General features: G+C 67.2%; 21 protein-coding genes. 16 read left to right on the top strand and 5 right to left on the bottom strand.

The annotated features are described in order from the left end of the window. Positions 1–96 precede the first annotated feature (96 nt). Together Q5H94_RS09705 and Q5H94_RS09700 are read left to right on the top strand one after the other, a co-directional pair. On the top strand, positions 97–615 hold the full coding sequence (locus Q5H94_RS09705; protein WP_304561056.1) for an EF-hand domain-containing protein: 519 nt from the start codon (positions 97–99) through the stop codon (positions 613–615). Positions 616–707: 92 nt separating this feature from the next. Next, complete coding sequence (locus tag Q5H94_RS09700; protein WP_304561055.1) at positions 708–1,007, top strand: DUF1905 domain-containing protein; 300 nt, start codon at positions 708–710, stop codon at positions 1,005–1,007. On the opposite strand, the gene radC is transcribed toward Q5H94_RS09700, so the two are convergent. After that, positions 1,004–1,702 carry a RadC family protein gene (gene radC, locus Q5H94_RS09695; protein ID WP_304561054.1) on the bottom strand — a complete coding sequence of 233 codons (699 nt, stop codon included), beginning with the start codon at positions 1,700–1,702 and terminating at the stop codon, positions 1,004–1,006. The two genes, Q5H94_RS09700 and radC, sit on opposite strands and share 4 nt — an antisense overlap. A 90-nt stretch (positions 1,703–1,792) precedes the next feature. On the opposite strand from radC, the gene Q5H94_RS09690 reads away from it, so the two are divergent. The 13 genes from Q5H94_RS09690 (at position 1,793) to Q5H94_RS09630 (ending at position 15,888) form a co-directional block, all read left to right on the top strand. After that, a complete protein-coding gene (locus Q5H94_RS09690) occupies positions 1,793–4,951 on the top strand; it encodes a YdbH domain-containing protein (RefSeq protein ID WP_304561053.1) in 3,159 nt (1,052 codons plus the stop codon). 47 nt (positions 4,952–4,998) lie between these two features. Next, positions 4,999–5,181: a YnbE family lipoprotein gene (locus Q5H94_RS09685; protein WP_304561052.1), complete on the top strand. Its 183-nt coding sequence runs from the start codon at positions 4,999–5,001 to the stop codon at positions 5,179–5,181. Position 5,182: 1 nt separating this feature from the next. Continuing rightward, entirely contained in the window at positions 5,183–5,551 is a 369-nt protein-coding gene (locus tag Q5H94_RS09680; protein WP_304561051.1) for a YdbL family probable chaperone protein, read from the top strand. Positions 5,552–5,712: 161 nt separating this feature from the next. After that, positions 5,713–6,006 carry an AtpZ/AtpI family protein gene (locus Q5H94_RS09675; RefSeq protein ID WP_341850102.1) on the top strand — a complete coding sequence of 98 codons (294 nt, stop codon included), beginning with the start codon at positions 5,713–5,715 and terminating at the stop codon, positions 6,004–6,006. Next, positions 6,003–6,779 (top strand): F0F1 ATP synthase subunit A, encoded by a 777-nt coding sequence (locus tag Q5H94_RS09670; RefSeq protein ID WP_304561050.1) that lies wholly within the window; start codon positions 6,003–6,005, stop codon positions 6,777–6,779. The genes Q5H94_RS09675 and Q5H94_RS09670 overlap by 4 nt, the downstream gene beginning before the upstream one ends. A 63-nt stretch (positions 6,780–6,842) precedes the next feature. Further along, entirely contained in the window at positions 6,843–7,058 is a 216-nt protein-coding gene (locus Q5H94_RS09665) for a F0F1 ATP synthase subunit C (protein ID WP_304561074.1), read from the top strand. 8 nt (positions 7,059–7,066) lie between these two features. Next, the gene (locus tag Q5H94_RS09660) at positions 7,067–7,561 is read left to right on the top strand and encodes a F0F1 ATP synthase subunit B family protein (RefSeq protein WP_304561049.1); all 495 of its coding nucleotides are present in this window, start codon (positions 7,067–7,069) and stop codon (positions 7,559–7,561) included. Beyond that, positions 7,554–8,111, top strand: coding sequence for a F0F1 ATP synthase subunit B family protein (locus Q5H94_RS09655; RefSeq protein ID WP_304561048.1), 558 nt, complete (start codon positions 7,554–7,556; stop codon positions 8,109–8,111). Before Q5H94_RS09660 ends, Q5H94_RS09655 begins: the two co-directional genes overlap by 8 nt. 129 nt (positions 8,112–8,240) lie before the next feature. Continuing rightward, a complete protein-coding gene (gene uvrC / locus Q5H94_RS09650; protein ID WP_304561047.1) occupies positions 8,241–10,157 on the top strand; it encodes an excinuclease ABC subunit UvrC in 1,917 nt (638 codons plus the stop codon). A gap of 74 nt (positions 10,158–10,231) precedes the next feature. After that, the gene (locus tag Q5H94_RS09645; RefSeq protein WP_304561046.1) at positions 10,232–13,039 is read left to right on the top strand and encodes a DUF3857 domain-containing protein; all 2,808 of its coding nucleotides are present in this window, start codon (positions 10,232–10,234) and stop codon (positions 13,037–13,039) included. 7 nt (positions 13,040–13,046) lie between these two features. Next, a complete protein-coding gene (recO, locus tag Q5H94_RS09640) occupies positions 13,047–13,778 on the top strand; it encodes a DNA repair protein RecO (RefSeq protein ID WP_304561045.1) in 732 nt (243 codons plus the stop codon). Between the two features lie 138 nt (positions 13,779–13,916). Beyond that, complete coding sequence (gene leuB, locus Q5H94_RS09635; protein WP_304561044.1) at positions 13,917–14,966, top strand: 3-isopropylmalate dehydrogenase; 1,050 nt, start codon at positions 13,917–13,919, stop codon at positions 14,964–14,966. A 79-nt stretch (positions 14,967–15,045) separates the two neighbouring features. Further along, positions 15,046–15,888, top strand: coding sequence for a TIGR00266 family protein (locus tag Q5H94_RS09630; protein ID WP_304561043.1), 843 nt, complete (start codon positions 15,046–15,048; stop codon positions 15,886–15,888). Positions 15,889–15,983: 95 nt separating this feature from the next. Here the strand turns inward: Q5H94_RS09630 and Q5H94_RS09625 are convergent, their stop codons facing one another. The 4 genes from Q5H94_RS09625 to parE all read right to left on the bottom strand — a co-directional run bounded on the left by Q5H94_RS09625 (position 15,984) and on the right by parE (position 20,657). Further along, entirely contained in the window at positions 15,984–16,349 is a 366-nt protein-coding gene (locus Q5H94_RS09625) for a hypothetical protein (protein WP_304561042.1), read from the bottom strand. Positions 16,350–16,356: 7 nt separating this feature from the next. Beyond that, entirely contained in the window at positions 16,357–16,941 is a 585-nt protein-coding gene (locus tag Q5H94_RS09620; protein WP_304561041.1) for a division/cell wall cluster transcriptional repressor MraZ, read from the bottom strand. Positions 16,942–17,082: 141 nt separating this feature from the next. Next, positions 17,083–18,639, bottom strand: coding sequence for a winged helix-turn-helix domain-containing protein (locus Q5H94_RS09615; protein ID WP_304561040.1), 1,557 nt, complete (start codon positions 18,637–18,639; stop codon positions 17,083–17,085). A 32-nt stretch (positions 18,640–18,671) separates the two neighbouring features. Beyond that, positions 18,672–20,657 (bottom strand): DNA topoisomerase IV subunit B, encoded by a 1,986-nt coding sequence (parE, locus tag Q5H94_RS09610; RefSeq protein ID WP_304561039.1) that lies wholly within the window; start codon positions 20,655–20,657, stop codon positions 18,672–18,674. 206 nt (positions 20,658–20,863) lie between these two features. Between parE and Q5H94_RS09605 the strand changes: the two genes are divergently transcribed. Next, the gene (locus Q5H94_RS09605; RefSeq protein ID WP_304561038.1) at positions 20,864–21,718 is read left to right on the top strand and encodes an outer membrane protein; all 855 of its coding nucleotides are present in this window, start codon (positions 20,864–20,866) and stop codon (positions 21,716–21,718) included. Positions 21,719–21,733 lie beyond the last annotated feature (15 nt).

Below are 21,733 nucleotides of genomic sequence, written 5' to 3'. Positions count from 1 at the left end.
CATTTCGGCAAGCCAACGGTTCTTTTCCCGAAGGTTCGCGAAAGCATCCGCCGCCGCAGCCTCAATATAGTTCAGAACACAAAGTGGAGATTCTTCATGCTGAAATATGTTCTTCTTGCCACCGCCATCACCGTTGCCGCCCCGGCATTTGCGCAGGACAAGCCGGCCGATCCGCAGACCACGCCCGCTGCTCCCGCCGCCGCAGCGCCGACTGCTCCGGCCGCGCCCGTGCAGACGACTCCGGTCGATCCCAGCGCCGCCGCTCCGGCTGCTGCGGCTCCTGCCCCCACGGCGCAGGCGCCCGCCGATCCGGCGGTAGCACAGGCTGCCCCGGCGCAGACCACCGGCCAGCCCGCGTCCGCAGCGACGCAGGTTGCGGCCGTAGTCGACAACGAATTCTCGACCTACGACAAGAACAAGGACGGCACGCTCGACAAGGCCGAGTTCGGCGCCTGGATGGTCGCGCTGAAGAGTGCCAGCGATCCGTCGACCAAGGCCGACGCGCCGGCGACCAAGACCTGGGTCGGCCAGGCCTTCGCCTCCGCCGACAAGGACAAGAGCAAGTCGGTGTCCAAGACCGAGCTGACCGGTTTCCTGTCGCAGGGCCAGTCGTAACGCCTCACGGTTCGCACGCAGCGAGCTGGCCGCCGAATCCGAAAGGGTCCGGCGGCCTTTCTCGTGCAGGCGCTGCTTGCTAGGTCTCGCGCGTGGACCTCGACCCCATCCTCACGATCGCCTTCGTCGCGCCGGTCATCGAATGGCGCGGGCCAGCGCCCTTCTATTTCGTGCCGATCCCGGAAGAGCATGTCGGCGCGGTCGCCGATGCCGCGCGCACGGCGAGCTATGGCTGGGGTTGCGTGCCGGTCTCGGCGCAGATCGGCGGGGTCGAATTCCGCACCTCGCTGTTCCCGCGCGACGGCGGCTATCTGCTGCCGGTCAAGGCGGCGGTGCGCAAGCAGACGGGATTGGTGCCGGGCGACGCGGCGACGGTCGAGATGAGTATCTAGATCAGTCCCATCGCGCGCAGGCTCGAATGGCCTTCCGCGCCGATGATGATGTGATCGTGCAGCGCGATGCCCAGCGGCTTGCCCGCTTGCCCGACGCGGCGCGTGATCTCGATATCGGCGCGGCTGGGGGCGGGGTCTCCGCTCGGGTGATTGTGGACGAGGATGATGGCGGCGGAGCCGAGATCGGTCGCCCGGCGGATCACCTCGCGCACGTAGACCGCCGCTTCGTCGATCGTGCCCTCGCTCATCTTCTCGTCGCGGATCAGCATGTTGCGTGCGTTGAGATGCAGCACGCGCACGCATTCGTTGGTGCGATGCGCCATGTCGGCACGGAGATAGTCGAGCAACGCCTGCCAGTTGGCGAGCACCGGCTTGGCCGCGACCTCGGCCCGGACCAGTCGGATCGCGGCGGCATGCGCGATCTTGATCGCCGCGATCGACGTCTCGCCCATGCCTGAGACGCGCGACAGCGCCTCGGCATCGGCGGTCAGCAGCCCGCCGATGCCGCCGAACTCCGCCAGCAGCGCCTTCGCCAGCGGCTTGGTGTCGCGACGGGGAATGGCGAGCGCGAGCAGATATTCGATGAGCTCATGGTCGAGCAGCCCGTCGCCGCCCTGCTCGGCGAGGCGCTTGCGCAGGCGCGCGCGGTGGCCGCTGTGGTCTGGGCCAGAAAAAGGGGGCTGCGGAACGCTCATCGCGGTCCATCGCTTAATGCCCGGGCGGCGGACGTGCAATTGCGGCGCGCGTGACCTAGTGTGGGCCGGTTTCGGGAGTAGTGACGCAGCGTGACGGCGGACAGGATCGACGAGCCGGACGCGCAATATCGCAGTCGCTGGGGCTTCGCGCGCCTGCGCCGCGTCCTGTTGGTGGCGGCGCTGTTGCTGCTCGTCGCGCTGATCGCGCTGTGGACGCAACGCAAGCAGATCGCGCGCGGCTATGCCGATCGTTTTCTAGCGGGGCAGCAGGTGCCGGGGCGCTACGAGATCGCCGATCTCGGATTCAGTCGGCAGCGCCTCACCAACGTCGTGCTGGGCGATCCCGCGCATCCCGATCTCGTCGCCGACTGGGTCGAACTCGATACCGCGATCAGCACCGGCGGTGCGCAGGTACGCGGCGTGCGGGCAGGGCGGGTGCGGACGCGCGCGCGGCTCGTGAACGGCGCGCTGTCGTTCGGCGCGCTCGACCGGCTGCTGCCGAAAGCGACCGGCGCGCCGTTCGCGCTGCCCGCGATCCGCCTTGGCGTCGAGGACGGGCGGATGCGGATCGAGGCGCCGCAGGGCGTGGTCGGCGTCAAGCTGAGCGGGAGCGGACTGCTGAGCGACGGCTTCGCCGGGCGCGTGGCGGTAGTGACGCGGCGATGGAAGCAGGCCGGCTGCGATATCGCCGACGCGCAGGCGGCATTCTCCGTAACCGTCGCGAGCGGCGCGTCCACATTGAAAGGCCCGGTGCGCGCACGCGCCATCGCTTGCGGCGGTATTGCCGCCGCATCGCCCGCGGTAACGCTCAGCCTGCGCCTCGGCAAGCATCTCGAAAGCTGGGCGGGCAATGCCCGCCTCGCGGTGGCGTCGGTGGAACGCGACGGCATGCGCGCGGCGGCGCTGGGCGGCAGGATCGGCTTCAACGGTACGGCCAAATACACCGGCGGAACCGCGCAACTCGGCAGCGGCGCTTTCGCGGCGGGCGGCGTGGGCGGCAAGGCGCTGACGCTGCGCGGGCAATACGGTTTCTGGAACGGCGGCGCGAAGCTCAACGGGCGGATCGAGGCGCGCGCTGTGTCGGCGTCTGCCGCGACATTGCACACGCTCGCCGCCTATCGCGAGACGGGGGCGGGCACCCCGCTCGCGCCGATCGTGCAAGCCATCGCCGATGCGGGGGCGAAGGCGGCGCGCGCGGCCGATCTGAGCACCGATCTTTCGGTGGCGCTCGGCACCAGCAATATGATCGCAGTGCCACGCATCGAAGCGCGGGCCGCATCGGGCGCGTATCTGTCGGTCGGCGGCGGATCGGGGCTGCATTACGGCTGGCCGAACGACGGCGTGCGGATCGACACCGCCGTGATGATGGGTGGCGGTGGCCTGCCCGATGCGCGCGTCACGCTCGCGCAGGCGCCCGGCGGCGCGGCGCAGGGCGTCGCCACGATCGCGCCTTATCAGGCCGGCGGCGCGCGCATCGCGCTCGCGCCGGTTCGTTTCAGCGCGACGCCCGGCGGCAACACGCATGTCGAGACCATCGCTACGCTTTCCGGCCCACTCGCGGGTGGCCGCGTCGACGAACTGCGCGCGCCGCTGTCGCTCTACTGGAATGGCCGCGACCGGGTGATCGTCAACCCGTCCTGCACACCGCTGAGCGTGCGCCGCGTCGCCGTGTCGAGCCTCGACCTCGACCCCGCGCGCCTGTCGCTATGCCCGCAAGGCGCGGGCCTCGTGACCTTGCTCGGTGGCAGGCTCGGCGGCGGCGCGCGTCTTGCGGCGGCGAAACTGACCGGTACGATGGGCGGCGCACCGCTTTCGCTGGCGGCATCGGGCGGATCGCTGCGGCTGAGCGACAGCGGTTTCACGCTGGCAGGCGTAGCTGCTCGGCTCGGTCCGGCCGATCGCCAGACCCGGCTCGATTTCGCAAAGATCGAGGGCGGCGCGGGCAAGGCTGGCCTCGGCGGGCGTTTGTCCGGCGGCGGGGGACAGATCGCCAACGTGCCGCTGCTGCTGTCGGCGGCGGCGGGCGACTGGCGCTTCGCGGCCGGCAGGCTCGGCCTTACCGGCACCCTCGCGGTCGCCGATGCCGTTACCGACGCGCCGCGCTTCAAGCCGCTTGCCGCCGATGCGGTCGCGCTCGATCTCACCGGCGGGCGCATCAGCGTGAGGGGGATGCTGGCCGAGCCCGCGACGCGGACCAAGGTTGCCGATGTCGCGATCCTGCACGATCTCAACACTGCGACCGGTCATGCCGATCTGACCGTGCCTGGCATCAGCTTCGGCAAGGATTTCCAGCCCGACCAGATTACGCCGCTCACCTTCGGCGTGATCGCCGCCGTCGTTGGCACGGTCTCGGGCGAGGGGCATATCCGCTGGGACAAGGCCGGCGTGACCAGCGACGGCAGCTTCGGCACCGGCGCGACCGATCTCGCCGCCGCGTTCGGCACCGTCTCGGGCATATCCGGCACGATCCGCTTCACCGATCTGCTCACCCTGCAGAGCGCGCCCGGCCAGATCGTGCGGATCAAGACGATAAACCCCGGCGTGCCGGTCAGCGACGGCACGATCCGCCTGCAATTGCTGCCCGGCACGCGCGTGAAGATCGAGGATGGGCGCTGGCCGTTCGCGGGCGGCGCGCTGGTGCTGGAGCCGACCGTCCTCGACTTCGCGCAGCCGGTGGAGCGACGCATGACCTTCCGTGTCTCCAACATGGACGCCGGGTTGTTCCTCCAGCAGTTCGAGTTCAAGAACCTCGACGCGACCGGCACCTTCGCGGGCGTGCTGCCGATGATCTTCGACAGCACCGGCGGGCGAATCGAAAACGGCAACCTTTCCGTCACGAGCGGGGAGGGCGGCACGATCGCTTATGTCGGCGAAGTCAGCCAGAAGGACGTCGGCTTCTGGGGCAACCTCGCCTTCCAGTCGCTCAAGTCGCTGCGCTACAAGCGGCTCGGCATCGAGATGAACGGGCCGCTGGCGGGCGAGATGATCACGCAGGTGCGCTTCGCCGGCGTCGCGCAGGGCGAGGGAACCAAGCGCAACTTCCTGCTCGACCGGCTGCAGAAGCTGCCGCTCGTCTTCAATGTGACGATCAAGGCGCCCTTCCGCCAGCTCATCGATTCGGCGCAGTCCTTCTACGACCCGCGCCGCCTGATCGAGCGAAACCTGCCCGCGCTGCTCGAGGAGCAGAAAAAGAAACGCGGCTCCGCCCCCAAACCCGTTCAGCCTCCCGCAAGCGAGAATGCGCCATGACCGAAACAGGATTGACGAATATCGTAAGGACACCGACGAGTCACAGGATGAAGAGACCAGTCATCATCGCCTGCGCGGCGCTCGCCAGCCTGACATCGGGCTGCGTCAACGTCACCGCGCCGGACAAGCCGATCGTGATCAATCTCAACATCAACGTGACGCAGGAGGTCGTCTATCGTCTCGATGGCGAGGCGAAATCGTTGATCCAGTCGAATCCGGGGATTTTCTGAGATGAAGACGTTTGTTTCCGCCGCACTTATCGCCGCCGCGCTTATCGCAGCGCCCGCCGTCGCGCAGCGCGATCCCGCCTATCAGGCGGCGCGCTCGGCCGGGCAGGTGGGCGAGCAGCCCGACGGCTACCTCGGCGTGGTCGGTGCGGGCTCGGCCGAGCTGCGCGCGCTGGTCAGCAACATCAATATCCAGCGCAAGGCCAAATATACCGAGAGCGCCGCTGCGGGTGCCACGGTCGAGCAGTTCGCCTTCACATCGGGCTGCAACCTGATCCTCAAGACCGCGCCGGGCGAAAAGTACAAGACGCCGGGCGGCGGCTGGGCGACGCGCGGGAGCGGTGCGCCGGAGCGTGATTCGCGCTGCGTCTGACGGGGTCTTCGCCCGCCGCGACTATAGTGGCCAAAAGTGCAGGATCCGAGTCGGTTGACTTGGCCGCACCCCTTTTCTAAACGCACCCCAACGGGGGCATTACCCCTTGTTTCCCGTCGCCGTGCGCAAGCCCGGCGGCGTTTTCTTATCAGGATGCCGGGGTGTTGGCCGAACTTCGCCACAACGATGACCTTGATGACCGCATCGCGCAGGCGAAGGCGGCGGACGAGGCGCGTGCGGCGAAAACCCCGGTGAAGCCGCAACCCAAGGGCTATGCGCAGGGCTCGCGCGTGCTGATGGAGCTGATCGGCGCCCCGCTCGGCGGCGGCGTGATCGGCTATGCGATCGATTACTGGGCCGGCACCAAGCCCTGGGCGATGCTGATTCTCATCGTGCTGAGCGTCATCGTCGCCTTCCGCAACATCTACCGTATTTCGAAGGAGCGCGCCGAATGAGCGCCGGCAAGATCGACCCGATGGAGCAGTTCCACGTCGCACCTTTGGTGCGGCCGATCCACATCGGTGGGTTCGATCTGTCCTTCACCAATTCCGCTTTGTTCATGGTCGTGGTCGGCGTGTTGCTCGCCGTGCTGGTGAGCGGCGGCCTCAAGCGCCAGCTCATTCCCGGCCGTTGGCAGGTGCTGGTCGAGATGATGGTCACCTTCATCGACGACATGGCGCGCGTGAACATCGGCAAGGGCGGCAAGAAATATGCGCCGTACATCTTCTCGCTGTTCTTCTTCATCCTCTTCTCGAACCTGGTCGGCGTGCTGCCGCTGGCGATCGTGCCGGGCCTGCACACCTTCGCGGTGACTAGCCACATCACGGTAACGGCGGTGCTGGCGTTCTTCTCGTTCGGGATCGTGATGTTCGTCGGCCTTGCGAAGCACGGCCTGAAGTTCTTCTCGCTATTCGTGCCGCACGGTGCGCCGGGCTGGCTGATGCCGGTGATCATCCCGGTCGAGCTCGTCTCGTTCCTGGTGCGTCCGTTCTCGCTCGGCCTGCGACTGTTCGTCGCGATGACCGCCGGGCACATCCTGCTCGAAGTGTTCGCGAGCTTCGTGGTGCAGGGCCTGAATGCGGGCGGCATCGGCTACGGCGTCTCGATCCTCAGCTTCGTGATGATCGTCGGCGTCTCGGCGCTCGAACTGCTGGTCTGCGCGATCCAGGCTTACGTGTTCGCGCTGCTGACCTCGCTCTATCTCCACGACGCGGTGCATCTGCACTAAGTTACATTTCAATCACTTACGTTACGAATTCTAAGGGAGCTTATCATGACTGATCTTGGTGCAATGTACATCGGTGCCGGCCTCGCAGCGATCGGCATCGGCCTCGCCGCACTCGGCGTGGGCAACGTGTTCGGCTCGTTCCTCGAAGGCGCGCTGCGCAATCCGGGCGCTGCAGACGGCCAGCAGGGCCGCCTGTTCATCGGCTTCGCGGCATCCGAGCTTCTCGGCCTGATCGCGTTCGTCGTCGCGATCCTCATCCTCTTCGTCGTCAAGGGCTAACCCCCGAAATGCCGCAGATTTCCCAGATCGGCGAGATCTACGCCTCGCAGCTGTTCTGGCTCGCGATCGTGTTCGCGCTGATCTATTTCGGGATCGGCAAGGCGATGGTGCCCAAGATCGAGCGGACGGTCGAAGACCGTAACGCTCGCATCTCGGGCGACATCGCCGCCGCCGAGGCGGCACGGCAGACGGCGCTCGCCAGCGAGCAACGCTATCAGGCGGGTCTCGATACCGCACGTTCGGCGGCGCTGAAGGCGCTGGCCGAGGCCAAGGCATCGGCCACCGCCAATGCGGAGACCGCGTTGAAGGCGGGCGACGCGGCGGCGGCGGCACGGCTGGCGGAGGCGACCGGCGCGGTTGCCGCCGCCAAGTCCACCGCCGTGGCGGAAATCGAAAGCACGACGGTCGAGGCGGTCGAGCAGATCGTCGCCAAGCTGTCGGGCGTGTCGGTCGACCGCGCCACGGTCGAAGGCAAAGTGAAGGCGGAACTGGCGCATGGCTGAAGCTCATCCCGCATCGATGGCGGCGCAGACGGGCGTGACCGAGCTGCATCATGAGATGGCGGCGTTCGGCGTCCTGACGCCGCCGATGTTCGTCGCTCTGTCGATGCTCGTCGTGGTCGGCATCATCCTGTACGCCAAGGTGCCCAAGATGATCGCGGGCATGCTCGACGCGAAGATCGCGCAGATCAAGACCCAGCTCGACGAAGCCGCCAAGCTGCGCGCGGAAGCCGAGGCCGAGCTGGCGCAGGCCAAAGCGCGCAACGCCGCGAGCGAAGGCGACGCCGCCGCGATCGTCGCGCATGCGGAGGCTGAGGCCAAGGCGATGCTTGCCAAGGCGGAAGCCGACAGCGCCGATCTCGTCGCGCGCCGCCAGAAGATGGCCGAGGACAAGATCGCCGCCGCCGAGCGCACCGCGATCGCCGAAGTCCGTGCGCTGGCAGCCGACGCCGCCACCCGCGCGGCCGCCGCGATCCTCGCCGAGAAGCACGGCGCGGACGCCGACAAGGCGCTGGTCGATCGCACGATCGCCGGGTTGGGTCGGCTGAACTGAACAGTCGCCCCGGTAAGGGGCTGCTTCACGTCGCATCAAACGCCCGGGGCCTAGCGGCTCCGGGCGTTTTGCTTTGTGCTTCCGGGGAGACGGGTAGCGCAGCGACTCCGCAGCGCCTAAATCCCTGCCATGTCCTCCCCCAATTCCCCCGATCGTTTCAACGAAGAGAAATCGACCTACACCGTCCGCGGCTCGGATGCGCCCGATCTGGAGATGGGCGTCGCGGCGATCCGCAATGTGCTCAAGACGTTGCCGACGCGGCCGGGCGTCTACCGCATGCTCGATGCGCGCGGAGAGGTGCTGTACGTCGGCAAGGCGCGCGCGCTAAAGAACCGCGTGACCAATTACACGCAGGTCGATCGCCTGCCGAAGCGGCTACAGCGCATGGTCGCGCAGACGCGGTCGATGACGATCGTGACGACCAACAACGAGGCTGAGGCGCTGCTGCTCGAGGCGCAGCTCATCAAGCGGTATCGGCCCGCCTACAACGTCCTGCTCAGAGACGATAAATCGTTTCCGTTCATCCTGCTGCGGCAGGATCATGACTATGCCCGTATCCAGAAACACAGAGGCGCGCGGAAGATCAAGGGCGACTATTACGGCCCCTTCGCCAGCGCCGGATCGGTCAACAACACGCTTAATGCGCTGCAGAAGCTGTTCCTGCTAAGGAGCTGCACAGACAGCTTTTTCCGCGCACGCGACCGGCCGTGCCTGCTCTACCAGATCAAGCGTTGCTCGGCGCCGTGCGTCGGGCGGATCGAGCAAAATGCTTATGCGGAGCTGGTCGCCGACGCCAAGGCGTTCCTCGCGGGCAAATCCACGCAGGTGCAAGCCAAACTCGGCGCGCAGATGCAGGCGGCGGCGGAGAATATGGACTTCGAGCTGGCGGCGGTGATCCGCGACCGGCTGCGTGCGCTCACCTTCATCCAGGGTAGCCAGGCGATCAACGCGGAAGGGGTGGGCGACGCCGATATCTTCGCGATGGCGTGCAAGAACGGCGTGATCGGCATCCAGGCGTTCTTCATCCGCGGCGGCCAGAACTGGGGCCACCGCAGCTTCTTCCCCGCGCACACCGCCGACGTTCCCGAGGACGAGGTGCTGACGAGCTTCCTGACGCAATTCTACGAGGAGGTGCCGCCCGCGCGCACCGTGTTCGTCGATCGCGAGCTGCCCGAGGCCGCGTTGCTGGCCGACGTGATGACGGTGCAGGCCGGTCGCAAGGTCGATCTGTCGGTGCCGCAACGGGGCACGCGCCGACGCCTGCTCGATCAGGCCAAGCGCAACGCCGAAGAAGCGCTCGACCGCCGCCTCGCCGAGAGCACGACGCAGGCGAAGCTGCTGCAGGAGGTCGCCGATCTGTTCAACCTGCCCGAGCCGCCCGACCGCATCGAGATCTACGACAACAGCCACATCCAGGGCACCAACGCGCTCGGCGCAATGGTGGTCGCTGGGCCGGAGGGCTTCCGCAAGGGCCAGTACCGCAAGTTCAACATCAAGACCGCGGCGACCGACGACGATTATGCGATGATGCGCGAGGTGTTCCAGCGCCGCTTCGCCCGCGCCGCCGCCGAGGATCCCGATCGCGATGCGGGCGAATGGCCCGATCTCGTGCTGATCGACGGCGGCAAGGGGCAGCTCAACGCGGTGAAGGGCGTGCTGGAGGAGATGGGGATCGAGGACGTCTGCCTCGTCGGCATAGCCAAGGGCCCACATCACGGCCGCGACGGGCGCGAAGTGTTCCACCTGCTCGACGGGCGCGAGTTCCAGCTTCCCGTCAACGCGCCGGTGCTATTCTACCTCCAGCGGTTGCGCGACGAGGTCCATCGTTTCGCGATCGGCGCGCACCGGGCGAAGCGCGCGAAGGCGATCGGCGCGAGCCCGCTCGACGAGGTGCCGGGCATCGGGCCGGCGCGCAAGAAGGCGCTGCTGATGCACTTCGGCACCGCGCGCGCGGTGCGCGGCGCGAGCCTGGAGGATCTGCAGAAGGCGCCGGGGGTGAGCGCGGCGGTGGCGCGGCAGGTACACGATTTCTACCACGCGAAATGATCGGTCCTGCACCCGATCCACGCTTGTGAAGGGCTGAGGCTGCGCTACGATCCGCCGCGAAAATGGGGGAAATGATGATCCGCAAGCTGCTGTTCGCCGCGCTGCTGTCCACGGCCGCCGCCGCTCACGCCGGCGACAAGCCGCTGTACCAGCCGGTGCCCGACTGGGTGAAGCCCGCGCCGCCGATCGACGCCACCGCGATCAAGGACGATGCGCCCGTCATCCTCCAGCTCGACACGCAGCAGCGGCTGAAGAACGGCGAGGTGTGGAACTACACCGATGCCGCCACCCGCGCGGCGTCGCAGCAGGTGCTCGACGCGATCGGCACGCTCAAATTCCCATGGCTGCCCGACAAGGGCGACCTGATCGTCCACAAGCTGGAGATCATCCGCGGGGCCGAACATATCGATCTGCTCGCGAGCGGCGCGAAGCTGTCGGTGCTGCGGCGTGAGGAGGGTCTCGAACAGCGTCAACTCAATGGTCTCCTGACGGCGACGATGCCGGTCGAGGGCTTGCGCGTCGGCGACGTGCTGCATGTCGTCGCCTCGGTCACGCAGAAGGATGCGGCGCTCGGCGGCAACGTGCAGACGCTCAACGGCGTGCTGGCCGATCCGGTCCGCGTCCAGTTCGCGCGCGTCCGCCTGCTGTGGCCGCAGGGCGAAAAGATCGCGTGGAAGACCAATGCGACCGGCGCGGTGCCGCAGATCACCGATGCGGGCGGCTATCACCAGCTCGAGTTCAGGATGCCGCTGGCGAAGCAGCCGGAAATGCCCGGCGATGCGCCGGTGCGCTATCGCGGCCCGCGCCTGATCGAAGCGTCGAGCTTCGCCGACTGGGCGTCGATCTCGAAGATCATGGCGCCGCTCTACAAGACCGACGGGCTGATCGCGGACGGCAGCCCGCTCGCCGCCGAGGTCGCGAAGATCAAGGCGGCCGAGAGCGATCCGCTGAAGCGCACCGAGCTCGCGCTCGAACTCGTGCAGGGCAAGATCCGCTATCTGTTCCAGGGCATGGACGGCGGCAACTACATGCCCCAGTCGCCCGCGCAGACCTGGTCGCTGCGCTATGGCGACTGCAAGGCCAAGACGCTGCTGCTGGTCGCGCTGCTGCGCGCGCTCGGCGTCGAGGCGGAGCCGGTGCTGGCGAGCAGCCAGCTCGGCGACATGGTGCCGGGCCGCCTGCCGTTGCCGGCGGCGTTCGATCATGTGCTGGTGCGCGCGACGATCGGCGCGGACGTGCTGTGGCTCGACGGGACGAGCAGCGGCGCGCGGCTGGTCGACATCCACGACACGCCGCCGTTCGGCTGGGTGCTGCCGGTGCGCGCTGCCGGGGCCGAGCCGATCAGGATCCCGTTCCATCCCGCCGCCCGCGCCGACGCGCGCGTCGACCTCGCGCTGGACGAATCGGCGGGGGTGGGCATGCCCGCACCGATGAAGATCACCGCCGTCTATCGCGGGCCGATCGCGCAGATGATCCACGCCGCCTCGCAACAGGCTGGTAAGGAGGACATCGACAAGTTCGCCACCACCTTGCTCTCCAGCTTCTACGGCGAGGGCAAGGTCGTCACGCGGTCGCTCAAATATGACGAGACGACCGGCGAGATGACCGTCGCGGCGACCGGCATCGCCTATCCCGACTGGAACAAGGAGGAGGAACGCTACCGCGTCATCCTCGACAAGACGCTGGCGAAGCTGGCCTTCGAGCCGGACCGCGCGCGCGCCGCGTGGCGCGACATTCCGGTGATGGCGGGCAACGACGGCAATCTGCAGCTGCGCACGACGATCATCCTGCCCGATTCTATGACAAAGGGGGGCGCGGGCTTCACGCTCGACGGTGCCGAGAAGCTGTCGGACACGCTCGCCGGCGTGCGGATCGAGCGCACGACGAGCGTCGCAGGCGGTGTCCTCACGATCGAGAACAAGGCGCAGGGCACGCGCATGGAGATCGCCCCGGCCGATATCGCCGCCGAGCGCGCGCGGGTGTCGCGCGCCAAGACGCACCTGCTGCGCGAAAATGCCCCGGCCGGCTATCCGGCGCTGTGGCAGGTCGTGGAGACCGGCAAGAAAGCCAAGCGCTTCGACGCGCTGCTGGCGCTCTACCGCCAGGATATCACCGCGCGGCCCGACAAGGCCGATCCGCTGACCGATCTCGCCTGGTTCCACGAGAAGCTGTATCTGCGACGCGAGGCGATCGACGATCTGACCAAGGCGATCGCGATCGATCCCGACGCCGGCACGTACCTGAAGCGCGCGCGCCTGCTCGCCGAACTTGGCGACCGCGACAAGGCGGCGGCCGATATCGCCGAGGCGCGCAAGATCGATCCCGGATCGTCCGCCGCCGCCACGCAGCTCGCGCAGCTCGAGGCGGATCGCGGGCATCTCGATGCGGCGCTGGAACTGCTCGACGATCGCATCGCGGAGGGCGGCAAGGAGAAGAACGCCTTCCTCTCCACCAAGGCGACGATCTTGTCCGAAAGCGGCGACAAGGATCGCGCGATCAGCACGATCGACGGCGCGATTGCGGCGAGCCCCGGCAACGCCGATCTGCTCAATGCGCGTTGCTGGGTGAAGGGCACGCTCAACGTCGGGCTCGACACCGCGCTGAAGGATTGTTCGCGCGCGATCGAACTGGGCGATTCGGGCTCTGCGGCACTCGACAGTCGCGCGATGGTGTTCTTCCGCATGACACGCTTCGACGATGCGCTCGCCGATCTCAACGCCGCGATCGATCGCGATCCCGGTCAGGCGAGCAGCTGGTTCCTGCGCGGCGTGATCCACAAGCAGATGGGTGATGCCAAGACCGGCCAGGAAGAGCTGGCGGCGGCGCGGCTGATGCAGCCGACCATCGACAGCGATTACGCCAAATTCGGGATCAAACCCTGACGCGCCGATGCACCTCTCCGCCGAAGCGCTGATCCTCGCCGTCCGCGCGCACGGCGAGCATGGCGCGATCGTGCGGGCGTTGACGCCCGACGACGGGTTGCAGCCCGGCTACGTGCGCGGCGGGCGCTCACGGCGGCTGCGGCCTATCCTCCAGCCCGGCAATGTGGTGATGGCGGAATGGCGCGCGCGGACCGACGATCAGCTCGCGCAGCTTTCGGTGGAACTCGTGCTGAGCCGCGCGCCACTCTATGCCGAGCCGCTGGCGGCAGCGGCGATCGAATGGGTGACTGCGCTGACCGCGACCGCCTTGCCCGAGGCTTTGCCCTATCCGCGACTTCACGCGGCGCTCTCCGGCGTGATCGCCGCGATCGCGGCGGCACCGGCGGCGCGCGGCTGGGCGGTGGCGCTGGCGCGCTACGAACTGCTGCTGCTGGCGGAACTTGGCTTCGGGCTCGATCTGGAGGCCTGCGTCGTCACCGGGGGGAGCGACGATCTCGCCTTCGTCAGCCCCAAGAGCGGCGGTGCGGTGAGCAGGGGTGCGGCTTATGGTTACGAGGAGCGGCTGATGCCGCTGCCGCCGTTCCTGCGCGCGGGCGGCGAGGCGGGGTGGGAGGACATCCTCGCCGCGTTGCGCATCACCGGCCATTTCCTGGAGCGCGACGTGCTGACCGATCGCCGGGCGGAGGTGCTCGATGCGCGCGTGCGGCTGGTGGATCGCATCAAAAGGGCGGTTGCGTGAGCGCCTGACGCCCGCCAAAGCCTTTCCAAGCCCGTTCGGGCTGAGCCTGTCGAAGCCCTGTCCTTTCTTCGTGCCAAGAAGAGCAGCCCGTCGACAAGCTCAGGGCGAACGGAGGTTGGGACAATGACAGGAATCCTCATGAAGACGATCGCGATCCTCGCCGGCGACGGCATCGGCCCCGAAGTTACCGCGGAGGCGCGACGGATTCTCGAAGCCCTGAACCTCGATATCACTTTCGAGGAGGGGGCGATCGGCTATGCCGGCTATGTCGCCGCCGGGCATCCGCTGCCGCCCGCGACGTGGGAGCTGGCGAAGCGCGCCGATGCGATCCTGTTTGGCGCGGTCGGCGATCCGCGCGGCGACGCGCTCGACCGGGCGCTGCGCCCCGAGCAGGCGATCCTTGGCCTGCGCAAGCAGCTCGGCCTGTTCGCCAATCTGCGCCCCGCCACGCTGTTCCCCGGCCTCGAGGACGCCTCCGCGCTGCGCCCCGAAGTCGCACGCGAGATCGACATGGTGATCCTGCGCGAGCTGACCGGCGACGTCTATTTCGGCGAAAAAGGCCTGCGCACGACCGCCGACGGCAAGCGCGAAGGCTATGACGTCATGTCGTACAACGAGGAGGAGGTTCGGCGCATTGCCGTCGTCGGCTTCGAAATGGCGAAGCGGCGCAAAAACAAGCTCTGCTCGGTCGACAAGGCCAACGTGCTGGAAACCTCGCAGCTCTGGCGCGACGTGGTGATCGAGTTGTCGAAGGATTATCCCGAAGTCGCGCTGACGCACATGTATGTCGACAACGCGGCGATGCAGCTCGTGCGCAACCCCGGCCAGTTCGACGTGATCGTGACGGGCAATCTGTTCGGCGACATCCTTTCCGATCAGGCGAGCATGTGCGCGGGCTCGATCGGGATGCTGCCGAGCGCGTCGCTGCGCGCGTGGAGCGGCGACAACGGCTTGTACGAACCGATCCACGGCTCCGCGCCCGATATTGCCGGGCAGGGCAAGGCCAACCCGTGCGCGACGATCCTGTCGGCGGCGATGCTGCTGCGCCACTCGCTCGACCTCCACGACGAAGCGGCGCGGGTCGAGGCGGCGGTGTCCGCTGCGCTGAAAGGCGGCGCGCGCACGGCCGATCTGGGCGGGACGATGACGACGGCGGCGATGGGAGACGCGGTGCTGGCGGCGCTTTGAGGGGTACGTCGCATCGATCCAATCTTCCGCCCCGTGTGATGCGTATTATAAGGCTACACCACCTATAGGAGGACAGTCAGTGCCGGGACCGTGGGACCAGACGTACGAACATCGCCGCCAGTCGGGCGTCTCCGACGACATCGACTTCGAGATCAAGGGGCAGGAGCTCCAGTTCGTCGAGATCGAACTCGACCCCGGCGAGAGCGCGGTGGCGGAAGCCGGCGCCTTCGTCTGGAAAGACGCGAGCATCGGCATGACGACGGTGTTCGGCGACGGTTCGGCCAATCAGGGGCAGGGCTTCATGGGCGCGCTGCTCGGCGCGGGCAAACGGCTGGTGACCGGCGAGAGCCTGTTCACCACCGTCTTCACGCACAACGGATCGGGCAAGGCGCGCGTCGCGTTCGGCGCGCCGACGCCGGGCGCGATCCTGCCGATCAAGCTGAGCGACGTCGGCGGCACCCTGATCTGCCAGAAGGACGCGTTCCTCGCCGCCGCCAAGGGCGTGTCGATCGGCATCGCTTTCCAGCGGCGCGTGATGACCGGGCTGTTCGGCGGTGAGGGCTTCATCATGCAGAAGCTGGACGGCGACGGCTGGGTGTTCGTGCAGATGGGCGGCACGGTGATCGAGCGCGAGCTCGGCCCCGGCGAGCAACTCCATGTCGATACCGGCTGCGTCGCGGCCTTCACCTCGACGGTGGATTTCGATCTGGAGATGGTGCGCGGCGTGAAGAGCATGATCTTCGGCGGCGAGGGCGTGTTCTTCGCGCGGCTGACCGGGCCGGGCAAGGTGTGGATCCAGTCGCTGCCGTTCGCGCGGCTTGCCGGGCGGGTGATCGCGGTGGCTGGCCCGACGGGCGGGCAGAATCGCGGCGAGGGATCGCTGCTCGGCGGGCTCGGCGATATCATCGGCGGTAATCGGTAGAAAAAAGCCGGCGCTCCGCTCGCGTCCCGCCCTAGAATGCGACCCAAGGGGCGGGGTAACGGAGCGCCGGTCCGGCCTGACGCCGGAACGCGAAATCAGGCGGCGAGCCGCGGCTTGCGGGCGTAGCCGAAGTCGTTGGCGACCGCCGCCATCGCCGCCGCGTGACGGTTCATGCCAGCGGGCGGCAGGCTCCACAGCGGATCGGGTGCCTGAGGACGCCGGCGCGCGGCCGCATAGGCATCCTTGATCGTGCAGCGGACGGCGTTGATGACGTCCACCACGGTCCACCAGAGCGACGAGACCAGCAGATCGAGCGTGGTGAACATCGCCGTCACCGCGCGCCATTTCCGCACGATCCACGACGGATCCTGAAAGCTGCGCATGTCGACCTTGCCCCAATCGATGCGGAAACCGGCCGGCACCGAGCGCCACGTCGTCTCGGACCCGACGGTCCGCAGCATGTCGTGGTTACAGCGTGTGCAGCGGGTGAACAGGAAGCCCTGATTTTCCAGCGTCGTGGTCGAGGCCCGATGTCCGAACAGATTGCAGAGAAAAGACATATTGGTCCCCCTTGTTGTTGGCCGACTTGGCAGTGATGATTTCGAGATGGCGGATGGCGAGGTTGCGCAGGTCACGGCTGCCGTGCGCGAGAACATGGTCGAGATCCCAGATCTCGATGGAGTGGCCCATGCCGACGACGAGCGCGCGGTGGGCCTCGCCGCCGCGCTCATGGAGCCAGGGGGCGATGGCGATGCGGCCCTTGCCGTCGAGCTTGGTAGCCGAGGCGAAGCCGAAATTGCTGCGGAGCCGGTCGAGCTGCTCGGCCGGGGCGGTGCCGCCCTCGGCAACGCGGCGGCGCTCGTGCCGGTCGAGCCGGTCGTTGAGCAGGACGTCATCGTACACGACCAGGCAATTCATGTAATCGTGCAGGCCGACGTAGAGATTTTCTTTGGCATCACGCGAAGTGATCGCGATACAAAAACTATCGGAAAGCGAAAGATCGCCATTGCGGCTGATTTCGCAAATAGAACTTCCGATGAATGGACGACTCATTGGGCTTCCCCCGTGCTGACGTCATCCTTTCATCATGGTTAATGATTCGGGGAAATTTCGTACAAACACCCTAGGGAGATTCACGCTTACGGGATTTTGCGATAGGGTTAATGCTTACGACCAAAGGCTTACCGCACTTGCTCACGCGGTGCGGCGGTAGTCCGGCTGCACCCCGGCATCGCGCCAATACTTGTCGAGGCCGATCTCCCCGACCAGCGCCGCGAAGCGCGCGTCCTTCCGCAAAGGCGCTGCAGCGGGACCGAAGAGAAAGCGGGAATTGCGGTCGCCGCGCCGCGTGTAGGTGCCCTGCTGGCGCGTAAAGCGCACGTCGCCGATCTCGAACCCGCGGCCGAAATAATAGGCGTCGCACAGCATGAAGGCGATGTCGGGTCGGCCGACGAAGGCGGCGAAGGCGACCACGTTCTCGCACGCGCCCGCCGCCGCGCGCGCCGCCGGCACGACGATGGCGAGCGCGGCGTCGATATCGGCGGCGGAGCGGCTCTGCACGGCGCGGGCGCAGGCGATCACCTGGTTGAAATTGTCGTCCGGGATGCCCGGCGGCCGTGATCCGACATCGTTCGCCATCGCCAGCGCCTCGTCCGGGTGCCCGGCGTAGGTGAGATAGTAGAAGCGCGTGAACCACACCGCGAAATGCATCGGGAACAGCGCGTACATCTCGGCGATCGCGCGGTCGGCATCCTCCAGTCGATCGGCCGCCCACAGGCATTGCGCGCGCATGAACAGCGGGCCCGGCGCAGGCGGTATTCGCGCCATCAACCCGTCGAGCAGCGCTGCGGCCTCGCGGTTGCGGCCGACGGACGCGAGCAGGAAGCCCAGCGATACCGACATGCCGATGTCGCCGGGCCGGGCCGCCAGCCCGTCGCGCATGATCTTTTCCGCGCCCGTCCAGCCGCCGCTTCGCGACATCAGTCCGCTGAGCGCGAGTTTGGCATAGGGGTTCGCCGGATCGAGCGCGAGCGCGCGGGCGGCGGCGGAGCGGGTGCGGTCGCGCAATTCGCGCACCTGACTGGCGGCGCGGCCGTGCGCGGCGTTCGAGTAAGCGCTGGCGAGCATGCCCCAGGCGTCGGCATAATCGGGATCGATCTGGGTTGCGCGGCGAAACAGGCCGATCGCTTGCGAGACGCCTTCGGGGCTCGCCTGCATCATCTGAACGCCGCCCTGCTGGAGCAGCGTCGCGACCGCCGGATCGGCCTTGTGGCGGCTGAGCCACCAGGCAGTGCCGCCGCCCGCCGCCAGCACGCCGCCCGCCGCGAGGCCGCCGGCGATCAGGCCACGCCGGTTGATACTTGAAGCAGGGGCGGGGGTGGACCCCACCACGGCCGCCTCGACGGGCACCGCGCCGCCCTCACGGATCAGGCGGTAGCCGACCTTGGTGACGGTCTCGACGTGGAAGCTGCCTTTGCCGATCCCTTCCGCCACGCGCCGCAGGCGCGACATCACGCGGTTGATCGAATCCTCGCCGACCACGCGGTTTTCCCAGCACATGCGGCCGAGATCGTCGCGCGACAGGATCGCGCCGTCCGCCCGCGCCAGCGCGACCAGCACCTGCATCACCCGCGGCTCCAGCACCTCGCGCGTGGTCCCCAGCACGACCTCGCGCGTCGGCGGCAGGACGGACAGCGCACCGAGCGCGAACGGCGCCTGATGCGCCAGATCGATGCGATCTTCCCCCGTCATGCGCGCATTCTTGCCACGCGGAGAGGGGCTTGTCAGGCGTCGATCGCGGCTTCGTCCATGCGCGCGGCATTTTCCTGGATGAAGGCGAAGCGGTGGGCCGGGTTGGTGCCCATCAGCCGGTCGACGAGATCCTTAACGCCCGCGCGCTCCTCATATTCTTGCGGCAGCGTGATGCGCAGCATCTGGCGCGTCTTGGGGTCCATCGTCGTCTCGCGCAGCTGCATCGGGTTCATCTCCCCGAGCCCCTTGAAGCGCGCGACGTCGACCTTCTTGCCCTTGAACTCCTTCGCCTCGATCCGCGCGCGGGCCGCATCGTCCATCGCGTAGAGGCTCCTGGTGCCCGCCGTCAGCCGGTAGAGCGGCGGCTGCGCGAGATAGAGGTGCCCGCGCCGCACCAGTTCCGGCATCTCCTGGAAGAAGAACGTCATCAGCAAAGTCGCGATGTGCGCGCCGTCGACGTCGGCGTCGGTCATGATGACGATGCGTTCGTAGCGGAGATTGTCGGGCAGGCAGTCCTTGCGCGTGCCGCAGCCGAGCGCCTGAACCAGATCGGCGATTTCCTGATTGGCGAGGATCTTCGCGGACGTGGCGGAGGCGACGTTGAGGATCTTGCCGCGGATGGGCAGGATCGCCTGCGTCTTGCGGTCGCGCGCCTGCTTGGCGGAGCCGCCGGCGGAATCACCCTCGACGATGAAAATCTCGGTGCCCTCGGGGCTGTCCGCCGCGCAATCAGTCAGCTTGCCGGGCAGGCGCAGCTTCCGCGCGCTGGTCGCGGTCTTGCGCTTGACCTCGCGCTCGGCCTTGCGGCGCAGGCGTTCGTCCATCCGCTCGAGGATATAGCCGAGCAGCGCCTTGCCGCGCTCCATATTGTCCGAAAGGAAATGGTCGACATGATCGCGCACGGCGCGTTCGACCAGGGTCGCCGCCTCGGGCGAGGTGAGGCGGTCCTTGGTCTGGCTCTGGAACTGCGGCTCGCGGATGAAGACCGACAGCATCAGCTCGCTGCCCGTCATCACGTCCTCGGACGTGATGTCCTTGGCTTTTTTCTGCCCGACCAGCTCGCCGAAGGCGCGCACGCCCTTCACCAATGCGGTTCGCAGGCCGGCCTCATGCGTGCCGCCGTCGGGGGTCGGAATGGTGTTGCAATACCAGCTGTAGCTGCCGTCGCTCCACAACGGCCAGGCCACCGCCCATTCGACACGGCCCTGGTTCTCGCCGGGAAAATCCTGCCGCCCGGAAAAGAAATCCGCCGTCGCACACTCGCGCCCGCCGAGCTGGTCGCGCAGGTGATCGGCGAGGCCGCCGGGGAACTGGAACACCGCTTCCGCCGGCGTATCGTCGGTGATGATGCCGGGATCGCATTTCCAGCGGATCTCGACGCCCGCGAACAGATACGCCTTGGAACGCGCCAGCTTGTAGAGCCGCGCGGGCTTGAAGTGCATCTCCGGCCCGAAGATCTCGTCGTCGGGCGTGAAGGTGACCGACGTGCCGCGCCGGTTCGGCATCGGCCCCAACGCTTCCAGCGGCCCGAGCGTCTGCCCGCGCGAGAACGACTGGCGGTACAGCGTCTTGTTGCGCACGACCTCGATCACCGTGTCTTTCGACAGCGCGTTGACGACGCTGATGCCGACGCCGTGCAGCCCGCCCGAGGTCGCATAGGCCTTGCCCTCGAACTTGCCGCCCGAATGGAGCATCGACAGGATCACCTCGAGCGCCGACTTGCCCGGAAACTTCGGGTGCGGATCGACCGGCATGCCGCGCCCGTTGTCGACGATGGTCAGCCGGTTGCCCGCCTCCAGCGTCACCTCGATGCGGTTGGCATGGCCCGCCACCGCCTCATCCATCGAATTGTCGAGCACTTCGGCGGCGAGGTGATGCAGCGCGCGCTCGTCCGTCCCGCCGATGTACATGCCCGGTCGGCGGCGGACCGGCTCCAGCCCCTCCAACACCTCGATCGAGGAGGCGTCGTAGTCGCTGGTGGTCTTGGGGCTCGAAGCGAAGAGATCGTCGTCGGACATGGCCCGGTATAGAAGCAGCGGAATCCCCCGGCCAAGCGCAATCTTGTTTTGCCCTGGCGGCCGCGCGCGCAGCGGATTTCGCGGTGCCCAAAAATGGGTATTCCGTGGCAAGAACATCACGAACATGACAAAATTTTCACGTCCGTGCGTCAAAACATCCGGTTCAAACGTCTCTGGTCTGCTGAAGAAGCAGCCAGGGAGTTTTTATGCGTATCCAATCTTTGTTTTTAGCCACCGCCGCCTTTGTCTTTGCGACCCCTGCGATGGCGCAAGAAACAATCGAGAAACATTTCGACGGTTTCTATGCCGGCGGCACGATCGGCTTTGATGCGCAGCCCAATGATGTCGGATCGACTATTTTGTTCGATCGCAACCTTGACGGCACCTTCGGCGACACGGTTGCGACCGCGACTGGCGCCAATGCTTTCGCGCCGAGTGCCGCGCAGCCGGGCGCGGGTTTCTGCAACGGTGCCGCGACCAGCACCGGCCGGCTGACCGGATGTACCAACGATAAGGACAATATCAGCTATTCGGCGCGCGTCGGCTTCGACAAGCAGTACGGCCATTTCGTGATCGGCGCGCTCGGCGAGTTCGGCAAGAGTCAGGTCCGCGACAGCGTCTCCGCGTTCAGCACGACGCCTGCCAATTACGTGATGAGCCGCAAGGTCGATTTCAACGCGAACCTCCGCCTGCGCGCGGGCTATGCGTTCGACAAGACGCTGTTCTACGCGACCGGCGGCGGTGCCTATGCCCGTATCAATTCCAGCTTCACCACCACCAACGCCGCCAATTCCTTCACCGCGCGCGGTGACAACGGCGCGTGGGGTCTCGTCGGCGGTGGCGGCATCGAGCAGAAGATTTCGAAGCACTTCTCGATCGGGCTCGAATATCTCTATAACCAGTATCAGGACGGCGACTACCGCGTGCGCGTCGGCGCGGGGACGGCGCCTGCGACCAACCCCTTCATCCTCCCGCCCAACACGACGGGGACGGATTTCCGCCGCAGCGACGACAAGTTTCGCTGGCACAGCGTGCGCGCGACCGCGCAGTTCCGCTTCTGACGCAACGAGAAAGGG

Source organism: Sphingomonas immobilis (assembly GCF_030580995.1).
Lineage (GTDB): Bacteria > Pseudomonadota > Alphaproteobacteria > Sphingomonadales > Sphingomonadaceae > Sphingomonas > Sphingomonas immobilis.
Note: the sequence above shows the minus strand (reverse complement) of the source record. Positions and strands in the feature narration are given on the sequence as shown.

Bases quoted from the DNA above. Each gene is read 5' to 3' on its own strand.
- parE (WP_304561039.1), bottom strand. From the start codon at position 20,657: ATGTCCGACGACGATCTCTTCGCTTCGAGCCCCAAGACCACCAGCGAC.
- Q5H94_RS09615 (WP_304561040.1), bottom strand. From the start codon at position 18,639: ATGACGGGGGAAGATCGCATCGATCTGGCGCATCAGGCGCCGTTCGCG.
- Q5H94_RS09680 (WP_304561051.1), top strand. From the start codon at position 5,183: ATGAAGACGTTTGTTTCCGCCGCACTTATCGCCGCCGCGCTTATCGCA.
- uvrC (WP_304561047.1), top strand. From the start codon at position 8,241: ATGTCCTCCCCCAATTCCCCCGATCGTTTCAACGAAGAGAAATCGACC.
- Q5H94_RS09625 (WP_304561042.1), bottom strand. From the start codon at position 16,349: ATGCTGCGGACCGTCGGGTCCGAGACGACGTGGCGCTCGGTGCCGGCC.
- recO (WP_304561045.1), top strand. From the start codon at position 13,047: ATGCACCTCTCCGCCGAAGCGCTGATCCTCGCCGTCCGCGCGCACGGC.
- Q5H94_RS09660 (WP_304561049.1), top strand. From the start codon at position 7,067: ATGCCGCAGATTTCCCAGATCGGCGAGATCTACGCCTCGCAGCTGTTC.
- Q5H94_RS09605 (WP_304561038.1), top strand. From the start codon at position 20,864: ATGCGTATCCAATCTTTGTTTTTAGCCACCGCCGCCTTTGTCTTTGCG.
- Q5H94_RS09670 (WP_304561050.1), top strand. From the start codon at position 6,003: ATGAGCGCCGGCAAGATCGACCCGATGGAGCAGTTCCACGTCGCACCT.
- Q5H94_RS09705 (WP_304561056.1), top strand. From the start codon at position 97: ATGCTGAAATATGTTCTTCTTGCCACCGCCATCACCGTTGCCGCCCCG.
- Q5H94_RS09665 (WP_304561074.1), top strand. From the start codon at position 6,843: ATGTACATCGGTGCCGGCCTCGCAGCGATCGGCATCGGCCTCGCCGCA.
- Q5H94_RS09645 (WP_304561046.1), top strand. From the start codon at position 10,232: ATGATCCGCAAGCTGCTGTTCGCCGCGCTGCTGTCCACGGCCGCCGCC.
- Q5H94_RS09685 (WP_304561052.1), top strand. From the start codon at position 4,999: ATGAAGAGACCAGTCATCATCGCCTGCGCGGCGCTCGCCAGCCTGACA.
- Q5H94_RS09620 (WP_304561041.1), bottom strand. From the start codon at position 16,941: ATGAGTCGTCCATTCATCGGAAGTTCTATTTGCGAAATCAGCCGCAAT.
- leuB (WP_304561044.1), top strand. From the start codon at position 13,917: ATGAAGACGATCGCGATCCTCGCCGGCGACGGCATCGGCCCCGAAGTT.
- Q5H94_RS09655 (WP_304561048.1), top strand. From the start codon at position 7,554: ATGGCTGAAGCTCATCCCGCATCGATGGCGGCGCAGACGGGCGTGACC.
- radC (WP_304561054.1), bottom strand. From the start codon at position 1,702: ATGAGCGTTCCGCAGCCCCCTTTTTCTGGCCCAGACCACAGCGGCCAC.